Raw genomic sequence first — 16,595 nt, forward strand, 5'->3', positions numbered from 1 at the left:
GAGACAAAAGAAGTAGGCCGAGAGGCGCCAAGGAGCGCGGGTGCCGTGGCGGGGAGTGCGTTGGGTTCCGAGACCACCATCGTCGTCGCGGACGACCACCCGCTCTTTCGCGGTGCCCTGCGCGGGGCCGTGACGGCCATTCTGCCCGGCGCCCGGATCCTCGAGGCGAGCGGGCTCGAACCGCTGACCAAGATCCTCGATGACGAGCACGAGGTCGACCTCGTGCTCCTCGACCTCACCATGCCGGGGGTGCAGGGGTTTTCCGGCCTGATCTACCTGCGGGCGCAGCACCCGGCGATCCCCGTGGTGATCGTCTCCGCCAACGAGGATCCGGTGGTGATCCGCCGCGCCCTCGATTTCGGCGCCGCCGGCTTCATCCCGAAATCCCTCGAGGTCGACCGCATCGGCGAGGCGATCGGCCAGGTGCTCGCCGGCGGCCACTGGTCGCCGCCTGACATCGAGTTGTCGGCCTCCGAAGACAAGGAGACGGCCGACCTGATGCGCCGCCTCGCCACCCTGACGCCGCAGCAGGTGCGGGTGCTGATGATGCTCTCGGAGGGATTGCTCAACAAGCAGATCGCCTACGAGCTCGGCGTCTCGGAGGCGACCGTGAAGGCCCATGTCTCAGCGATCCTGCAGAAGCTCGGCGTCGAGAGCCGCACCCAGGCGGTGATCGTGTCCTCGCGCATCGGCGCGACGCTGAAGCCCCCGGCCGGGGTGGAGTAGGGCTCACGAGGCCCGCAGGATGCGCTCCCCGGTCTCGCGGTCCCGCCCGAGGCCGCGCGTCACGTCGTAGGGCGTGCCCTCCAATCCGAACACCGCCCGGGTGGTGTCGGCGGTGGCGGGCGTCCAGCGGCAGAGGAACGGCACCAGGGGATTGCCGTCATAGATCATCGGCAGCGCCAGGGGCTCGGTGTCCCAGCCGAGGGTCGCCAGATGGGTGATCATGATCGGGTGGGCCTGGATCAGGTACCCGTCGAGGCCCAGGAGCCCGGTCAGCTCGGCCACCGCCACGAACTGGCGCCCGGCGACCGGGTCCTTCGCGGTGGCCGAGGCCCGCCGCCAGGGCGCAGCGCCGCAGCGGGTCCACTCGAACAGCCGCGGGCCGGTCGGCACCGTCGCGCCCTGGAGGAGCTGCGGGTAGACGTGGCTCTGGAGATGCGGCCGGGTGGTCGGCAGCAGGCGCGAATACGACACGACCTCGCCGTCGTCGATGCCGGCGACGTGGATGCAGTCCGGCCCGTCGAACTGGTCGCGCTCGCGCCCATCGGGCTTGCGGCAGGCCTCCCAGCGCATCGTCTCGACGAACAGGCGGTGGCGGAAGCAATATATCCTGTCGAGCAGATCCGCGCTGGCGTGGTAGTTTTCGCGATCGATGATCGTGATCAAGATCAGGGCTCCTTGCTCTGGAGCCAGTCATGATCTGTGAACCTAGAATGAGATAGACCGTAAATTTACGGTATGGTTGGATAGCCGATTTAAAATCATGAAATCATAGTGGGCGTAGAAGGTTTTTTCGATTTTTCGATAATTTCGAGATTGTCATGAGGGCGACGCGATGCGTCGTTCGGCAACTCGAGATGCGATCACGCGGCGCCGCGGGAAGATCAGACGCGCCTAGGACGAGCGGGGTTTCCGGCCCGGGACGGCCGCGTCGCGCCTCATCCCCCACGTCACTGCGGGCCGTCGACGAGGATCGTCTTTCCGCGGGGCCGCATCGTGGCGGGCGCCGGTCTAATCGATCAATCCCTCGCGCATCGCCTGGGCGACGAGCTGCACCCGGTTGACGGCGCCGAGCTTGCGGGCGGCATTGCGCAGGTAATCCTCCACCGTGCGCTGCGACAGCGACAGGATCTCGGAGGTCTCCCAGCCGGTCTTGCCGGCGGCGGCCCATTTGATGCACTCGATCTCGCGCCTGGTGCAGCGGGCGAGCCCACCCGGGCGGCGGGTGGGCCGTGCCGGCGCGGCGGGGCCGAAGCTGCGCGAGGCGAGGTGGGCGTAGATCGCCAGGAGGTGCAAGCCCGCCCGGGCCTCGTCCGAGAGGTCCATCCGCGGAGCGCCGAACGAGGCCGCGGTCTCGGTGCCGTCGACGTCGTGGATCGGCACGCAGAGCCCGTCGCCGAGGCCGAAGGCCGGAGCCTCGCCCATGATGCGCCGGGCGAGCGCCGCGTCGCGGTCGACCCGGACTTCCGACCACAGGAACGGCATGGTGGTGCGCCGGACATGCGCCATCACCGGGTCGTGCTGGACGTAGGCCTGCTCGACGTACCGGGTCGCCCATTCCTCCGGCCAGTGCATCAGCAGCAGCCGCTCGGGCAGGTTCTCGCCGGCGCTCTGCGGCGCGCCCGCGATGGCGAAGCGCTCGTAGCCGAACACCGTCCCGGCCCGTGTCAGCACGGCGACAATCTCGGCCGTGTTCCGCGCCGCCTTCAAGTCCTGGACCAGGTCCAGGGTGACCCGCCCGATCACCGCCATCTTATCGCGATGCCCATCCCGACAGACGTCCAGCACCAACCCGCATCGTCGCCGGCCGGTCTCCGGCTCTACAGGAAAAAACCGTTGCCGGCGACGATCCGGGGGTAACATCGCCCGGATCACCACCGCCGCGGGACGGCCGTCCGGGCCGTCCCGCCGTCATGGAAAGACGGCCGTTCAGGCCGCCCGCTTCTTGAGGACGCCGACCAGGATGGCGGTGATCGCCGTGCCGGCGATGAGCGCCACCACGGCGCCGAGTACCGGGGTGATGGCGTTCGGGATCGGCAGCACGAACAGGCCGCCATGGGGGACGCGCAGCTCGACCCCGACGGTCATCGAGATCGCGCCCGCCACCGCCGAGCCCGCCACCAGGGCCGGGATCACCCGCAGAGGGTCGGCGGCCGCGAAGGGGATGGCGCCCTCGGTGATGAAGGCGGCGCCCAGGACCGCCGCGGCGGTGCCGGCCTCGCGCTCCGGCTCGCTGAACCGGCCGGGGAAGAGCCGGGTGGCGAGCGCGATGCCGAGGGGCGGGGTCATGCCGGCGAGCATCACGGCGGCCATCGGGGTGTAGATGCCCGAGGAGATCAGCGCCGCGGAGGAAGCATAGGCCGCCTTGTTGATCGGCCCGCCCATGTCGACCGCCATCATGCCGCCGAGGATGAGACCCAGCAGCAGCGCGCTCGCGCCCTGCATGCCCTTGAGCCAGCCGGTGAGGACCGCGAGCAACGCCGCCACCGGCACGCCGACGACGTAGACCATCAGGAGACCGGTCACGAGCGTGCCGATCAGCGGCAGGATCAGGACGGGCTTCAGGCCCTCGAGGTTCTTCGGCAGCCGGATGGAGCGGCTGAGGAACGACACCGTGTAGCCGGCGATGAAGCCCGCCACGATGCCGCCGAGGAAGCCCGCATTGAGGTTGGCCGCCAGCATGCCGCCGATCATGCCCGGCGCGATGCCGGGCCGGTCGGCGATCGAGAAGGCGATGTAGCCGGCGAGCGCCGGCACGATCAGCGCGAAGGCCGCCTTGGCGCCGATCTCGCCGAGCGCGAAGCCGAGCGTGCCCTTGTTGGCCGCCGACATCGCGTCGATGCCGCCGAACGCGAAGGCGAGCGCGATCAGGAGGCCGCCCGCCACCACGAAGGGCAGCATGAACGACACGCCGGTCATCAGGTGCTTGTAGGCGCCGGCCTTCGTCTCGGCGGCGGCCGGACGGGCGGGGCCGGATTCGGCGATTGCCGCGCCCTGCAGCTCGGCATCCTTCAGGGCGGTGGCGATCAGGCCCTTGCCGTCGCGGATCGCCGCCTTGGTGGTGGTGGCGTAGACCCTTTTGCCCGAGAACCGCGCCCGGTCGACCCCGGTATCGGCGGCGATGAGCACGATGTCGGCCGCCGCGATCTCGTCCGGCGTCAGCGCGTCGCGGGCGCCGACCGAGCCTTGCGTCTCCACCCGCACCGCGTGGCCGAGCGCCTGGGCGGCGGCCTGGATGCCTTCCGCCGCCATGAAGGTGTGGGCGATGCCGGTCGGGCAGGAGGTGATGGCGACGATGCGCCTCGGGCCGGCTTCGGGGGCGGCACCCTGAGCCTTCTCGCCGCGACCCTTGCCGGCGAGCGCCCGGTCGATGACGCCGTCGACATCGGCGAGCACGTCCTCGATCGCCGCCTTGGCCCGGTGCAGGGCGCCGAAGCGGCCCTCGCCGAGATCGCCGGTGCCGACGAGGAGCACCGCGTCGGCCTCCCGGATCGCGCCGTCGCTCAGGGGCGCGCCGGTCGCGCCGCGGCCGCGCAGTTCGAGATCGAGGCGCTGGTTGCGCCGCCCCGCCGCCCGGCGCAGGGCCTCGGCCGCCAGCACCGCATGGGTGCTGAGGTCGCCGCCTCCGACGACGGCCACCAAGTGGGTCATGGGGTGTTCCTCCTGGGTTGTTCGTGGGTGCCGGTTGCGGCGGCGCTCAAGTCAATGGCAAGTCATTCCACAATCCTATCCGCGACCTCATCCTGAGGTGCGAACGGAGTGAGCCTCGAAGGAGGGCTCCAGGGATCGCAGTAGTTTCTGGAACCCTCCTTCGAGGTCAGTCGATCTGCGATCGACTGACACCTCAGGATGAGGTCGTGGGTGGGATGGACCTTGTTTGTTTCACGCCGTCAGGGTGCGAACCTCGATCGCCCCTGCGATCGCTTCGACTTCCTCGCGCCCCGGCAGGTTGGCGCCGGCCCGGGTCAGCTTGCCGGCCGCGAAGGCCAGCGCCAGGCGGGCGGTGTCGGCGAGGCTGAGATCGGCCACGAGCCCGGCGACCAGCCCCGCCACCAGGGCATCGCCGGCTCCGACGGTGCTGGCGACCTCGATCGCCGGGGCGAGCGCGTGCAGGGCCTCCCGCTCACGCACGAACACCGCGCCCTCGGCCCCGAGCGAGACCGCCACCAGGGGGATGCCGCGCCGCACGAGGCCGCGGGCCGCCTCGACCACGTCGACGAGGGTGGGCAACGGATGGCCGGCCCATTCCTCCAGCTCGTGCCGGTTCGGCTTGACCACGTCGGGCAGGGTCGCGGCGGCGAGGCCTGCGGCGAGCGGCGGCCCGGAGGCGTCGAGCAGAACCCGGGCGCCGCGGCTCTTCAGCTCCGCCGTCAGCTCGGCGTAGAGGCCGGTCCCGGCGCCTGCCGGCAGGCTGCCGGCGAGGACCACCAGGGTATCCGGGCCGGCCGCCTCGGCCAGCACGGCGCGCACCGCCCGCAGGGTCGCGGGGTCGAGCGTCAGGCCCGGCAGGTTCACGTCGGTGGTGCCGGCGGGATCGACGAGCTTCAGGTTGATGCGGGTCTCGCCGGCGACGCAGACGCAGCGATCCGCGATGCCCTTGGCTAAGAACAGGGCCTCGAAGACGGCGGCGTTGCCGGCGCCGAGCACGCCCGCCGCCGTGACGGGCAGGCCCCAATCGGCGAGGCAGCTCGCCACGTTGATGCCCTTGCCGCCGGCATCGTCGCGCACCGCGCGGGCGCGGTGGACCTCGCCCGGCGCCAGCCGGTCGAGGGTCACGGTCCGGTCGATCGCCGGGTTGAGGGTGAGGGTGAGGATTCGGGTCACGACCGCGCCTCCCGGTCGAGGGCCCGCACCGACGCGGCATCGGGCTGGGCGCAGGCGTCGTCGGCGAGCGCCTTCAGCTCGGCGAGCGAGGCGGCGCGCAGGCGGGCCTTCACGGCCGGCAGGTCGCGGGGCGTCATCGAGAGTTCGTGGACGCCGAGTCCCGCGAGCAGCCCCGCCCCGAACGGATCGCCGGCAATGCCGCCGCAGACCCCGACATAGCGCCCGTGCCGGGCGGCTCCCTCGCAGGTCATCCGCACCAGGCGCAGGACCGCCGGATGGAGCGAATCGGCCTCCGGCGCCAGCTCGGTGTTCTGGCGGTCGATGGCGAGCGCGTATTGCGTCAGGTCGTTGGTGCCGATCGAGAAGAAGTCGCAATGCGCCGCCAGGGCATCGGCCTGGATCGCGGCGGCCGGCACCTCGATCATGATGCCGAGGGGCACGGCCGGCGCGCCGATCTCGGCCCGGATCCGCTCGCAGGCCGCGCGCAGGGCCAGCACCTCGGGCACCGAGGTGATCATCGGGAACATGATCGAGAGCGGCGCGTCCTTCCCCGTCGGGGCGCCGGCGGGCACGCAATCCTTCGCGGCGCGGTAGAGGGCGCGCAGCTGCGGCTCCATCAGGTCGGGCCGGCGCAGCAGCAGGCGGGCGCCGCGCACGCCGAGGAAGGGGTTCTCCTCCTTCGGCAGGGCGAGATGGGGCACCTGCTTGTCGCCGCCGATGTCGAGGGCGCGCACGATCAGCGGACGGCCCTGGAGCGCCTCCAGCATCGCCCGGTAGGTGGCGTATTGGTCGTCCTCGTCCGGGGTGTCGCCGCGTTCCAGGAACAGGAACTCGGTGCGCATCAGGCCGACGCCCTCGGCGCCCTGCGACAGGGCGAAGGGGACCTGGTCGGGCGTGTTGACGTTGGCGCCGATGGCGAGGTCGTGCCCGTCGCGGGTGCGGGCCGGCAGGCCGCGCTCGCGTGCCTCCGCCTCTTGCGTCGCCCGCAAGGATTCGCGCCAGGCGTGCGCCGAGGCGAGGTCGCGCTGGCTCGGATCGAGGTAGAGCCGCCCTGTCGTGCCGTCGAGGATCGCGGTCCGGCCGGCAGGCAGAGCGAGAAGGCCGGGCCCGGCCGCCACCACCGAGGGGATGCCGAGCGTCCGCGCCAGGATCGCCGTGTGGGAGGTCGGCCCGCCTTGCGCGGTGGCAAGCCCGAGCACCCGGGCGGGGTCGAGCCCGGCGGTGTCGGAAGGCGCGAGGTCGGGGCTGAGCAGGATGCAGGGCGCGTCCGGCAGGGCGTGGCCGGCCTGGAGCGCGGGATCGATCTGCGCCAGCACCCGGCGGCCGACATCGCGCAGGTCCGCCGCGCGGGCGGCGAGCACCGGATTGCCCAAAGCCGAGAGCTGGCCGGCCATCCGCTCCACCGCCCGGTGCCAGGCGAAGGCGACGCCGTGACCCTCGACCATCAGCTGGCAGGCCAGCGTGATCAGGTCGGTGTCGGCGATGAGGTCGGCCTGCGCCTTGAAGATCCCGGCATCGGCCTGGCCGAGGCGTCGGCCGGTATCGTCGGCGAGCGCCTTCAGCTGCGCCGCCGTGCTCTCGAGCGCCGCGTGCAGCCGGTCGCCGCCGCTGGTCAGAGGCTCGGGCTCGTCCGGCACCGCGACCTCGGTCGGGCCGAGAACGTGAATCGGCCCGATGGCGAGGCCGGGGCTGGCGCCGATGCCGGGGATCACCTGGCAGGGATCGGCCGGGTTCCAGCCCGCCACCGGGGCGGCGGCCTTCGCGGCGGCCTCCGCGGCGCGGGCCGCCGCCGCCTTCTCGCCGGCCGACAGGCCGGTGATCACGGCCTTGAGCCGGGCCAGAACGGCGGGGGCGTCGTCGCCGTCCGTGGAGATCACCGCCTCGTCGCCGGCGCGCAGGCCGAGCTGGAGCAGCGAGATCAGGTTCTTGGCATCCGCCACCTCGGCGCCGTGGCGGACCTGGATCCGGGCCGGGCTGGCCCGGGCCGCCTCGACCCAGGCCGAGGCCGGGCGGGCATGCAGGCCGGTCGGGTAGTCGACGGTCCAGGTGAAGCTCTGGCGCAGGTCGGCGGCGGGGCCGGCGCTGCCGGGCGCGGCAGCGTCCTCGGCGAGAGCCGCGGCGATCTCGGCGGCGTCGGTCGTGGTGCGCAGGCGCTCCAGCCGGGCCTCGTCCTGGATCAGGCGGGTGAGGCGGCGCAGGACCGTGATGTGGGTGTCGGATTGCGCGGCGATCGCCACCACGAGGTGGGCGTCCTGCCCGTCGTGCCAGGCGACGCCGCCGGGCACCTGGAGGACGGCGAGCCCGCTCTCGCGCACCAGGGCGCGATCGTCGACCATGCCGTGCGGGATCACCACGCCGTGGCCGAGATAGGTGTTCGCGACCCCCTCGCGGCGCAGCATGCTGGCCTCGTAGGCCGGATCGATGCAGCCGGCGGCGACGAGGAGCTGGGCCGCCTCGCGGATCGCGGCCTCCTTGGTCGCGGGCGCGGCGGCGGTGCGGATCAGGACGCGCGGCGTCAGCGGCGGTGTCGGCGCGAGCATGGCGGGCTTCCTCCCAGGAGGCGATCGAGTTTTCCTTGACGCTTATGAAAACGTTTTCACAACCTCTGTCAATCTTCTTCGTCGAGGGAGAGTGGGGGGATGAGTGTCAGGACTTGCACGGAGCGGCCACGCCTGCCACAACGGTGGTACCGATCCTGAAAACGTTTTCGAGGCGATGACCGTCGGCATCCGTGACGTCGCCCGCGCCGCGGGCGTATCCACCGCGACCGTGTCGCGGGCCTTGGGAAAAGGCCCGGTCAGCGACGCCCTGCGCGAGCAGGTCGAGGCGGCGGTCCGGGCGACCGGCTACCGGCCGAACCTGTCCGCCCGCCGCCTGCGCTCGCAATCGGCCCAGACCATCGGGCTCATCGTCGCCGACATCCGGAACCCGTTCTTCACCGCGGTCAGCCGGGCGGTCGAGGATGCGGCCTACCAGGCTGGGATGCGGCTGATCCTGTGCAACACCGGCGAGGACGCCGAGCGCGAGGCCCTGTACCTGCGGCTGATGCAGGAGGAGCGGGTCACCGGCGTCGTCTTCGCGCCGACCCGCCGCACGGCCGAGCGGCTGCGGCCGGAGGATTTTCCGTTCCCCCTGGTGCTGATCGACCGTACCGGGCCGCCCGGCGGCCATGACGGCGTGGTGCTCGACAACGTCGCGGCCGGCGCCGCCCTGGTCGATCACCTGGTGGAACAGGGCTATTCCCGCATCGCCGGGCTGTTCGGCTCGACGAGCTCGACCGCCGAGGAGCGCCGCGACGGCTATCTCGCGGCGATGCGCCGGCACGGGCTGGAGCCGCAGATGCGCAATGTGCCGCCCGACGCCGAGCCGGCGCAAGGGGAGGTGGCGCGCTGGCTCGCCGAGCCGTCGCGGCCCGAGGCGCTGGTCGTCTCGAACGGCCTGATCCTGATGGGGGCGGTGCGGGCGGCTCGCGCGGCGGGCGTGGCCTGGCCCGACGGGCTCGCGCTGGCGGGCTTCGACAACGAGCCCTGGACCGAGCTGGTCGAGCCCGGCCTGACGGTGATCGAGCAGCCGGTCGCCGAGATCGGCGCCCAGGCGATGGGGCTGCTGTTCGACCGGTTGAAGAATCCGGGGCAGCCGGTGCGCAAGGTGGTGCTGAGCGGGCGGCTCATCGCTCGGGGGTCGACGGGGCGGCGGTGACCGTAGGCTGAAGCCACTCGGAGCCTGTCCGAGCAGGTACACCGATCGATCTGCAACAGACGCCGAGACCCCTCCACGTCATCCTGGGGCCCGGCGCAGCCGGGAACCCGGGATCCATAACCGCTGAGGTCGATGGAAAAAGCGGAAGTCAGTCCGCTTCATCCTGCATCGCCAGCGGTCATGGATCCCGGGTTCCGCTGCGCGGCCCCGGGATGACACCGAGGGTTTGAATTCAGTCCGTCAACCCGAACAAGCTTTCACGACTTCTCCTCCGCCGGGCTGTGGCGCTGCGGCTCGTGACCGTCCTGCCCCGGGTGGTTGTGCGTGTGGTGGTCGCGGCTCTCCTGATGGGTGGAAGGCGGCCGGGTCGGAGCGGGGCTGGTGCGGATGAGCCCGGCCAGCTTACGCCGGCTGGCCCCGTTCCTCACCAGACAGGTGCATCGGCACCGAGCGGGCCGGCAGGCCGGTCCCACCGCATCGGCACGCCGGCGAGAGTGAGGGGAGGGTGCAGGCGCAAGGCGGGGCCCCAGCCGGTGCGCTCCGGCGCCTCGGAAAAGTCCCCCCGGCTCGGGGCGGCGGGCGCGTCCTCGGGGAGGGGAGACGGCGCGGCCGTGAGGAGCAGGGCCGTGCGGGCGAGGGACAGACGCGCCGTCGCGCCCCGCCCGGTCGTCAGGCGCCGGCTCAGGCCGTGCAGCACGGCGGCGGCCATCAGATGGCCGGTGGCGTGGTCGAGGGCCTGGACCGGCAGCGGCACCGGCTTGTCGGCGCCGGCGCGGACCATCCCGGCCGCGGCGATGCCGCAACTCATCTGGACCAGGCTGTCGAAGCCGCGCCGTTCCCGCCACGGGCCGGTCCAGCCATAGGCGTCGAGAGCGACATCGACCAGGCCCGGCCGCAGGCGGGCGCGGGTGGCCGCGTCGAGCCCGAGCCGGGTGAGCGCGTCCGGCCGGTAACCGTGGACCAGCACATCGGCCGACGCCAGCAGTTCCTCGAACCGCGCCCGCCCGCCCGGCGTCTTCAGGTCGAGCCGGGCGCAGGCCTTGCCCAGCGTCGTGTCCGGCAGCACGCCGGGCTCGTCCCAGGCCGGCGGGTCGAGGCGCAACACCGTCGCGCCGAACCCGGCGAGGAAGCGGGTCGCGACGGGGCCGGCCAGCACGCGCGTGAGGTCGAGGACCCGCAATCCCGCCAGGGGCCTGTCCGCTCGCGCCGCCGCGAGACCGTCCGGCCCTGTCTCGCCCGCCTCCCACGCGACCAGGGGCTCGTGAGCCACCGCCGCTCCTTGCGGGTGGATGCCCCAGGCCTCGGCCGAGCGCATCGCGGCGGCGCAGCCGCCGGCCGCGACCACCGCGCCTTCGAGATCGTCCGCGCTCCATTGCCGGACTGCCGCCGCCACCGCCTCCCGCTCCGGTGGGGTGCCGAGCACCGCCAGGGCGGCGTCGCGGTGATGCGGCGCGTTGGTGTGGAGCCGGATCCAGCCGTCGGCCGCCCGATAATCGCCGGCCACCGGATCCCAGAGCGGCGGCACCTCCCACCCTTGCGGATGGAGGGAGCGGGCGAACCAGAACGCCGCGAGGCGCCGGTCGACGCTCACGTCCGGGCGCCGACCGAAGCGGGTCTCGACGAGGTCGGCCAGCGCCAACCCAGCCGCCGCGACCGAGGCCGCCGCGAGGTCGCTGACCGGGAAGATCGACGGGAGGGCGCCGGCCCCGGTCACGCTCACCGGCGGCGTGGGTCCGGCGCCGAGGGTGCGCCGGATCGCGTCCAGCATGGCCACGAAGACCGGATTGCCCGTCTCGGATGTCATCGCCTGCTTCCGTGTTCACGAAGGCTCCCGGTGACAGGAGCGCGCCGAGCGGGCCCAATCGTCAATCTTGATTACCCGAATCAACCTCGGATCACCGCCGCCGAGGCCGCTGCCCGTCTCGGGGTGAGCCGCCAGACCCTCTACGCCTATGTCAGCCGCGGGCTGATCGAGGCGTATCCGACCGCCGATCCGCGGGTGCGGGCCTACGCGGCCGAGGCGGTCGCCCGGCTCGCCGAGGCCCGGCATCGCGGAAGGCGCCCGCGGGAGGTCGCCCGGGCCGCCCTCGATTGGGGACTGCCGGTCCTGGACACCGCCGTCACGCTGATCCGCGACGGGACCCTGTATTACCGCGGCAGCGATGCCGTCGCCCTCGCCGAGACCGCGACCCTGGAGGAGGTGGCGGCGACGCTCTGGGCCATGCCGCTCGCCGCCGCCTTCGGACTGGCGGCGGCGGCCGTGGAACCGCGCGGCGGCGATCTCATCGGGGCCTTCGCGGCGGCGACGGAGGACGAGCCGACGGCAATAGGGGACGAGCCGACGGCGTCCTGGCAGCAGGACCCGGCCCGGTTGGCCGCGGGGAGCGGCGCCCTCGTGCGCGCGCTCGGCGCCTGCGTCACCGGCCGCGCGGCAAGCACTGCGCCGCTCCACCGGCACTGCGCCGAGGCCTGGGGGCTCGATCCGGCGGGCGCGGAGGCGATCCGCCGCGCCCTGGTCCTGTGCGCCGATCACGAGCTGAACGCCTCGGGCTTCACCGCCCGCTGCATCGCCTCGGCGGGGGCGAGCCTGCGGGCGGCGGTGATCGGCGGGCTCGCGGCGCTGAGCGGCAGCCGCCACGGCGGCATGACCGCCCGGGTGGAGACCCTGTGGGACGGTCTCGACGGGGTCGATCCGGCCGCGGCCTTGCGCCGCCAGCTCGCCGGGCGCGAGCCCCTGCCGGGCTTCGGCCACCCGCTCTATCCCGCCGGTGATCCGCGGGCCGCCGCCCTGCTGGCGCCGCTGCTCGCCGAGGATCCGCGCCTGCGGGCGATCGTGGCGGCGGGCGAGGAGCTGACCGGGGCGAGGCCCTCCCTCGACCTCGCCCTCGTGGCCCTGCGCCGTCACCACGGCCTGCCGCGGGGCAGCGCGTTCGGGCTCTTCGCCCTCGGCCGCTCGGTCGGCTGGATCGCGCAAGCCCTGGAGCAGCGCCAGGCCGGCGGGCTGATCCGGCCGCGGGCGGTCTATGTCGGGCCCGAACCGTGACGAGGCACGGTCAAGCTCCACCATCGGCGAACAACATCGACCATCGTGCCTGTGCTGACGATTCGGCGGTGCTTGACTTTCGGTCGCCCGGAAAAACACTTGTGCGGCGGGATCGAGCAGGCGGGGGCGGGCGATGGGACGCGGCGGAACCGGACGTCTCGTCTGGCGATCGGGCGCGGCCCTCGCCGCCTGGCTGGTCGCGGCGCCGGCCCGGGCCGAGATCCAGATCCTGGCGGCGCGGATCACCGCGGGCGAACTCTGGGTGCTCGGCACCGTCGACGCGCCGGAGACCGAGATCGGCCTCGACGGCCGCTTCACCGCCCGGGCCGATTCCCGCGGCAAGTTCGAGTTCCGCCTCGTCTACCATCCGGCGACCTGCATCGTGACCCTGCGCGCCGGCGCCCAGGAGCGCGGCGCGGTGGTGGGCGAGTGCGGCCAGCAGGGTCCCGCGGGCCGCGAGGGCCCGGCGGGCGCCGCAGGCCCGGCGGGTCATGCCGAGATCAGGACCGTGACCGGGCCGCCCGGTCCCCCGGGCCCTCGCGGGGAGACGGGACCGCGAGGTGAAACCGGCCCTCGCGGCGAAGCCGGTCCACCCGGTCCTGCCGGGGCGCGCGGCGAAGCAGGATTGCGAGGGGAAGCCGGGCTTGCGGGTGCGCCCGGAGCATCGGGCGCGCGAGGAGACGCCGGCGCGCCGGGCGAACCCGGTCCGCGCGGCGAGGCCGGTCCCCAGGGCGAGGCGGGGCCTCGCGGCGAAGCCGGCCTGCCGGGGGCGCCCGGACCGTCCGGCGCGCGGGGGGAGGCCGGCGCGCCGGGCAAGACCGGTCCGCGCGGGCCCGTGGGCCCGGCGGGGCCACCCGGTCCACGGGGCCCGGCCGGGCCGGCCGCCCGTACCCCGGCCGCCGCCGCGAGATCCCCTGCGCCCCAGGCGCCGGCGGCGAGCCGGCCGGCGCCCGCCGCTCCGGCGGAGGGCGACGTGTACTGACGCCGCCCGCTCCCCGGTGCTCCTCAGTTCTTGTCGAGCCCGGCGATCGCCCGGGCGAAGTCCCGGGCGGCGAAGGGTTCGAGATCGTCCACGCCCTCGCCGACGCCGATGAAGTGGACCGGCAGGCCGAACTTGGCGGCGAGCGCCACCAGGATGCCGCCCCGCGCCGTCCCGTCGAGCTTGGTCATCACCAGCCCGGTGACGCCGGCCGCCTTCTGGAAGATCTCGACCTGGCTGAGCGCGTTCTGGCCGACCGTCGCGTCGAGGACGAGGAGCACGGCGTGGGGCGCCTCCGCGTCGAGCTTGCGGATCACCCGGATCACCTTCTCCAGCTCGGCCATCAGCCCGGCCTTGTTCTGGAGCCGGCCGGCGGTGTCGATCATCAGGATGTCGGTGCCGGCGTCGCGGGCGGCCTGGAGCGCGTCGAAGGCGAGGCCGGCGGCGTCCGATCCTTGCGGGCGGGCCACCACCGGGGCGCCGGTGCGCTCGCCCCAGACCCGCAGCTGCTCGATCGCCGCGGCCCGGAAGGTGTCGCCGGCGGCCAGCATCACGCTGTGGCCCTGCGCCCGGAATTTTTGCGTCAGCTTGCCGATCGTCGTGGTCTTGCCGGCGCCGTTGACGCCGATCATCAGGATCACGAACGGCTTCTTGGTGGTGTCGATGACGAGGGGCTGGGCCACCGGATCGAGAGCGCGCTCGACCTCGGAGGCCAGGATCGCCCGGACCTCGTCGGGGGCGATGCCCTTCTCGTAGCGGCCCTTGCCGACGGCCTCGGCGATGCGGGCCGCGGTGTCGAGGCCGAAATCGGCCTGGATCAGCGCGTCCTCCAGCTCCTCCAGGGTGTCGGCGTCGAGCTTGCGCTTGGTGAACAGCCCGGTCACCCGGTCGGACAGGGCCGAGGAGGTGCGCTTGAGGCCGCCGGTCAGCCGGCTCCACCAGCCGCGCTTCTCCTCGCCCGCCGGGGCCTGGGGCGGGGGCTGGTAGATGACGAGCGGGGCTTCCTCCGCCGGGGCCTCCGCGACGGGCTCCTCCGGGACGGAGGCCGCAGGGACCGGCTCGGAGACGACGGGCTCCGGGGCCACAGGCTCGGGCCCGGGCGCCGCCGGCACCTCGCCCTCTGGGGTCACCCCCTCGACCGGCTCCAGGTCGGCGCCGGCGAGCTCGTCGGGCAGGTCGTGCTCCGGCTCGGTCTCCGGCGAGGCTTCCGTCACCGTGGGCGGGGCCGGCAGGACGTCGTCGGCGGCGGTGGCGAAGTCGGGCACGCCCTCCGACAGGGTGCCGGTCGGCTCCGTCGGCATCGCCTCGGCGGGATCGGGCGCGGCGCTCTCGACGGGAGCTTCGGCGGGGGCCTCGCTCGGCTTCTCGGTCGGCGTCTCGGCCTTCCGGCCGAACAGTCGGCCGAGCCAGCCCGGCTGCTTCGTCTCACTCATCCGCACTTGCTCCAGACCCTGCCGACGATCTAGGGCGGTCTGCCCCGGACTTCGCCCGCATCCGCCGCCACTGCGACAGGCTCATGATCGTTGACGACATACTCTCGCGGCTCCTCTACCGCGATGCCCTCGTGCTCGTCATCGACAAGCCGGCGGGATTGCCGGTGCATCCGGGGCCGAAGGGCGGCGAGACGCTGACCCGGCACCTCGACGCCCTGCGCTTCGGCCTGCCGCGCCGGCCGGAGGCCGCCCACCGCCTCGACCGCGACACCTCCGGCTGCCTGGCGCTGGGCCGCCACGCCAAGGCGCTGGCCCGGCTGAACGCCCTGTTCGCGCAGGGCCGCGCCGAGAAGACCTACTGGGCGCTCGTCGAGGGCGGGCCCGCCGAGGAGACCGGCGAGATCGATCTCCCGCTGATGCGCCGCTCCGACGATCCGCGCAGCTGGTGGATGAAGACCGACCCCGCGGGCGATCCCTCGCTCACCCGCTGGCGGGTGATGGGGCGCGATCCCGCCTCCGGCCGGACCTGGCTGGCGCTGAACCCGGTGACCGGGCGCACCCACCAGCTCCGGGTGCATTGCGCCGCGATGGGCTGGCCGATCCTGGGCGATCCGATCTACGGCACCGCCCCGCGCCACGGCGGGCCGGGCCTGCATCTCCATGCCCGGACGCTCGGCCTGCCGCTCTACCCGAAGAAGCCGACGATCACCGTCGAGGCGCCGGCGCCGGGGCACATGCGGGAGGGGCTCGCGGCCTGCGGCCTCGCCCCGCTTTAGCGGCCGGTGCCGACGACGCGGTTACGTCCCTCGCGCTTTGCCCGGTAGAGGCATCGATCCACCGCCCGGATCAGCGCCTGAGGCGTGGTCTCCGCCGTGCAGGCGGCGGTGAGGACGCCGAAGCTCGCCGTCACCATCCCGGCCACCGGCGAGGCGGCATGCGGGATCGCCAGATCCGCGATCGTGGCAAGGAGCCTCTCGGCGAGCGCCAGGGCCTCGCTTTCCGGGGTGTTCGGGAGCAGGCAGGCGAATTCCTCGCCGCCGTAGCGCGCCGCGAGGTCGCCGTTCCGGTGCAACGCCCCGCTCAGCGCCGATGCGACCCGCGCCAGGCAGGCATCGCCCTCGATATGGCCGTAACGGTCGTTGAAGGCCTTGAAGGCATCGACGTCGAGCAGGATCAGCGACAGCGGCTCGCCCGTACCGGCATGGTGCCGGATCGCCTCCGCCAGCGCGGCATCGAGGTGCCGCCGGTTGGCGAGCCCGGTCAGCGCATCGGTGATGCTGAGCGCGTAGATCCGCTCGTTCAGGGACCGCAGATCGGCCTCGGCCCGCTTCTGCGCAGAGATGTCGCGCACGATCGAGCAGTTGAAGGCCTTGCCCTTGAACCTGACCAGGTTCGCCGTCACCTCGATCGGAATCGGCTCCCCCGATCGCGACGTGTTGACGGTCTCCAGCTTGACCGAACCCATCGCCTCCAGATCGCGCCAATGCGCGCGCCAGCGCGCTTCGTCGAAATGCGGATCGACGTCCCAGACCCGCTTGCGCCGGAACTCGTCCGCCGAATAGCCGAGCAGGTTGGTCGCCGCCCGGTTGACGTAGACGTACCGGGCGTCGCGATCGAGCCAGATGATCATGTCGGCGATCGTGTCGAGGGAATACCGCATCAGCATGGACCAGTCCTCGTCGTCGAGGAGGCGGTCGTCGCGCGTGGTCCGGAGCGGAATCATGCCAGGCAAGTCGTCGATGGGCCGGGGCAGGGAAGTCGGAACGTCGTCGATATCCTTCCGTATGGCCGCGGCGTGACGGCGCCAAGGGACGGGCGGGAGGCGATCGGCGAGGATGCGGTTTTCCCTTGGGATAAGTTTCCCTAGGGACAAGTCTCGGGCAGGGCTCACCGT

General features: G+C 73.1%; 14 protein-coding genes. 5 read left to right on the forward strand and 9 right to left on the reverse strand.

The genetic code is table 11. From position 1 onward, the window contains the following. Positions 1 to 60 precede the first annotated feature (60 nt). Positions 61 to 726 (forward strand): response regulator, encoded by a 666-nt coding sequence (locus F1D61_RS31280; RefSeq protein WP_203159365.1) that lies wholly within the window; start codon positions 61 to 63, stop codon positions 724 to 726. A gap of 3 nt (positions 727 to 729) precedes the next feature. Here the strand turns inward: F1D61_RS31280 and F1D61_RS31285 are convergent, their stop codons facing one another. The 5 genes from F1D61_RS31285 to ptsP form a co-directional block, all read right to left on the reverse strand. Then, positions 730 to 1,389, reverse strand: a complete 660-nt coding sequence (locus F1D61_RS31285) for an acyl-homoserine-lactone synthase (protein WP_203155797.1) — start codon at positions 1,387 to 1,389, stop codon at positions 730 to 732. Between the two features lie 345 nt (positions 1,390 to 1,734). Beyond that, positions 1,735 to 2,475 (reverse strand): LuxR family transcriptional regulator, encoded by a 741-nt coding sequence (locus tag F1D61_RS31290; RefSeq protein ID WP_203155798.1) that lies wholly within the window; start codon positions 2,473 to 2,475, stop codon positions 1,735 to 1,737. A gap of 177 nt (positions 2,476 to 2,652) precedes the next feature. Beyond that, positions 2,653 to 4,374 (reverse strand): PTS fructose transporter subunit IIC, encoded by a 1,722-nt coding sequence (locus F1D61_RS31295; protein WP_203155799.1) that lies wholly within the window; start codon positions 4,372 to 4,374, stop codon positions 2,653 to 2,655. Between the two features lie 231 nt (positions 4,375 to 4,605). Continuing rightward, positions 4,606 to 5,547, reverse strand: a complete 942-nt coding sequence (pfkB, locus tag F1D61_RS31300; RefSeq protein ID WP_203155800.1) for a 1-phosphofructokinase — start codon at positions 5,545 to 5,547, stop codon at positions 4,606 to 4,608. Then, entirely contained in the window at positions 5,544 to 8,087 is a 2,544-nt protein-coding gene (gene ptsP, locus F1D61_RS31305) for a phosphoenolpyruvate--protein phosphotransferase (RefSeq protein ID WP_203155801.1), read from the reverse strand. The genes pfkB and ptsP overlap by 4 nt, the downstream gene beginning before the upstream one ends. Before the next feature lie 175 nt (positions 8,088 to 8,262). Here ptsP and F1D61_RS31310 point away from each other — a divergent pair, with 175 nt between their 5' ends. Further along, positions 8,263 to 9,246 carry a LacI family DNA-binding transcriptional regulator gene (locus F1D61_RS31310; RefSeq protein WP_203155802.1) on the forward strand — a complete coding sequence of 328 codons (984 nt, stop codon included), beginning with the start codon at positions 8,263 to 8,265 and terminating at the stop codon, positions 9,244 to 9,246. A 257-nt stretch (positions 9,247 to 9,503) separates the two neighbouring features. Here the strand turns inward: F1D61_RS31310 and F1D61_RS31315 are convergent, their stop codons facing one another. Both F1D61_RS31315 and F1D61_RS31320 read right to left on the reverse strand, forming a co-directional pair. Then, the gene (locus F1D61_RS31315) at positions 9,504 to 9,674 is read right to left on the reverse strand and encodes a hypothetical protein (RefSeq protein WP_203155803.1); all 171 of its coding nucleotides are present in this window, start codon (positions 9,672 to 9,674) and stop codon (positions 9,504 to 9,506) included. Then, positions 9,671 to 11,050, reverse strand: a complete 1,380-nt coding sequence (locus F1D61_RS31320) for a CoA transferase (protein WP_246775629.1) — start codon at positions 11,048 to 11,050, stop codon at positions 9,671 to 9,673. The genes F1D61_RS31315 and F1D61_RS31320 overlap by 4 nt, the downstream gene beginning before the upstream one ends. Before the next feature lie 30 nt (positions 11,051 to 11,080). Here F1D61_RS31320 and F1D61_RS31325 point away from each other — a divergent pair, with 30 nt between their 5' ends. Both F1D61_RS31325 and F1D61_RS31330 read left to right on the forward strand, forming a co-directional pair. Next, complete coding sequence (locus F1D61_RS31325; RefSeq protein WP_432443188.1) at positions 11,081 to 12,289, forward strand: citrate/2-methylcitrate synthase; 1,209 nt, start codon at positions 11,081 to 11,083, stop codon at positions 12,287 to 12,289. Positions 12,290 to 12,422: 133 nt separating this feature from the next. Continuing rightward, positions 12,423 to 13,271, forward strand: coding sequence for a collagen-like protein (locus F1D61_RS31330; protein WP_203155804.1), 849 nt, complete (start codon positions 12,423 to 12,425; stop codon positions 13,269 to 13,271). A gap of 23 nt (positions 13,272 to 13,294) precedes the next feature. Here the strand turns inward: F1D61_RS31330 and ftsY are convergent, their stop codons facing one another. Then, the gene (gene ftsY / locus F1D61_RS31335) at positions 13,295 to 14,701 is read right to left on the reverse strand and encodes a signal recognition particle-docking protein FtsY (protein ID WP_203155805.1); all 1,407 of its coding nucleotides are present in this window, start codon (positions 14,699 to 14,701) and stop codon (positions 13,295 to 13,297) included. Positions 14,702 to 14,784: 83 nt separating this feature from the next. Between ftsY and F1D61_RS31340 the strand changes: the two genes are divergently transcribed. Then, complete coding sequence (locus F1D61_RS31340) at positions 14,785 to 15,477, forward strand: RluA family pseudouridine synthase (RefSeq protein ID WP_203155806.1); 693 nt, start codon at positions 14,785 to 14,787, stop codon at positions 15,475 to 15,477. Here the strand turns inward: F1D61_RS31340 and F1D61_RS31345 are convergent. After that, complete coding sequence (locus tag F1D61_RS31345) at positions 15,474 to 16,424, reverse strand: diguanylate cyclase (RefSeq protein ID WP_246775631.1); 951 nt, start codon at positions 16,422 to 16,424, stop codon at positions 15,474 to 15,476. The genes F1D61_RS31340 and F1D61_RS31345 overlap by 4 nt on opposite strands. Positions 16,425 to 16,595: the final 171 nt, after the last annotated feature.

The sequence above is a fragment of the Methylobacterium aquaticum genome (genome assembly GCF_016804325.1).
GTDB classification, from domain to species: Bacteria; Pseudomonadota; Alphaproteobacteria; order Rhizobiales; family Beijerinckiaceae; genus Methylobacterium; species Methylobacterium aquaticum_C.

Bases quoted from the DNA above. Each gene is read 5' to 3' on its own strand.
- F1D61_RS31290 (WP_203155798.1), bottom strand. From the start codon at position 2,475: ATGGCGGTGATCGGGCGGGTCACCCTGGACCTGGTCCAGGACTTGAAG.
- F1D61_RS31295 (WP_203155799.1), bottom strand. From the start codon at position 4,374: ATGACCCACTTGGTGGCCGTCGTCGGAGGCGGCGACCTCAGCACCCAT.
- ptsP (WP_203155801.1), bottom strand. From the start codon at position 8,087: ATGCTCGCGCCGACACCGCCGCTGACGCCGCGCGTCCTGATCCGCACC.
- F1D61_RS31310 (WP_203155802.1), top strand. From the start codon at position 8,263: ATGACCGTCGGCATCCGTGACGTCGCCCGCGCCGCGGGCGTATCCACC.
- F1D61_RS31320 (WP_246775629.1), bottom strand. From the start codon at position 11,050: ATGACATCCGAGACGGGCAATCCGGTCTTCGTGGCCATGCTGGACGCG.
- F1D61_RS31330 (WP_203155804.1), top strand. From the start codon at position 12,423: ATGGGACGCGGCGGAACCGGACGTCTCGTCTGGCGATCGGGCGCGGCC.
- ftsY (WP_203155805.1), bottom strand. From the start codon at position 14,701: ATGAGTGAGACGAAGCAGCCGGGCTGGCTCGGCCGACTGTTCGGCCGG.
- F1D61_RS31340 (WP_203155806.1), top strand. From the start codon at position 14,785: ATGATCGTTGACGACATACTCTCGCGGCTCCTCTACCGCGATGCCCTC.
- F1D61_RS31345 (WP_246775631.1), bottom strand. From the start codon at position 16,424: ATGATTCCGCTCCGGACCACGCGCGACGACCGCCTCCTCGACGACGAG.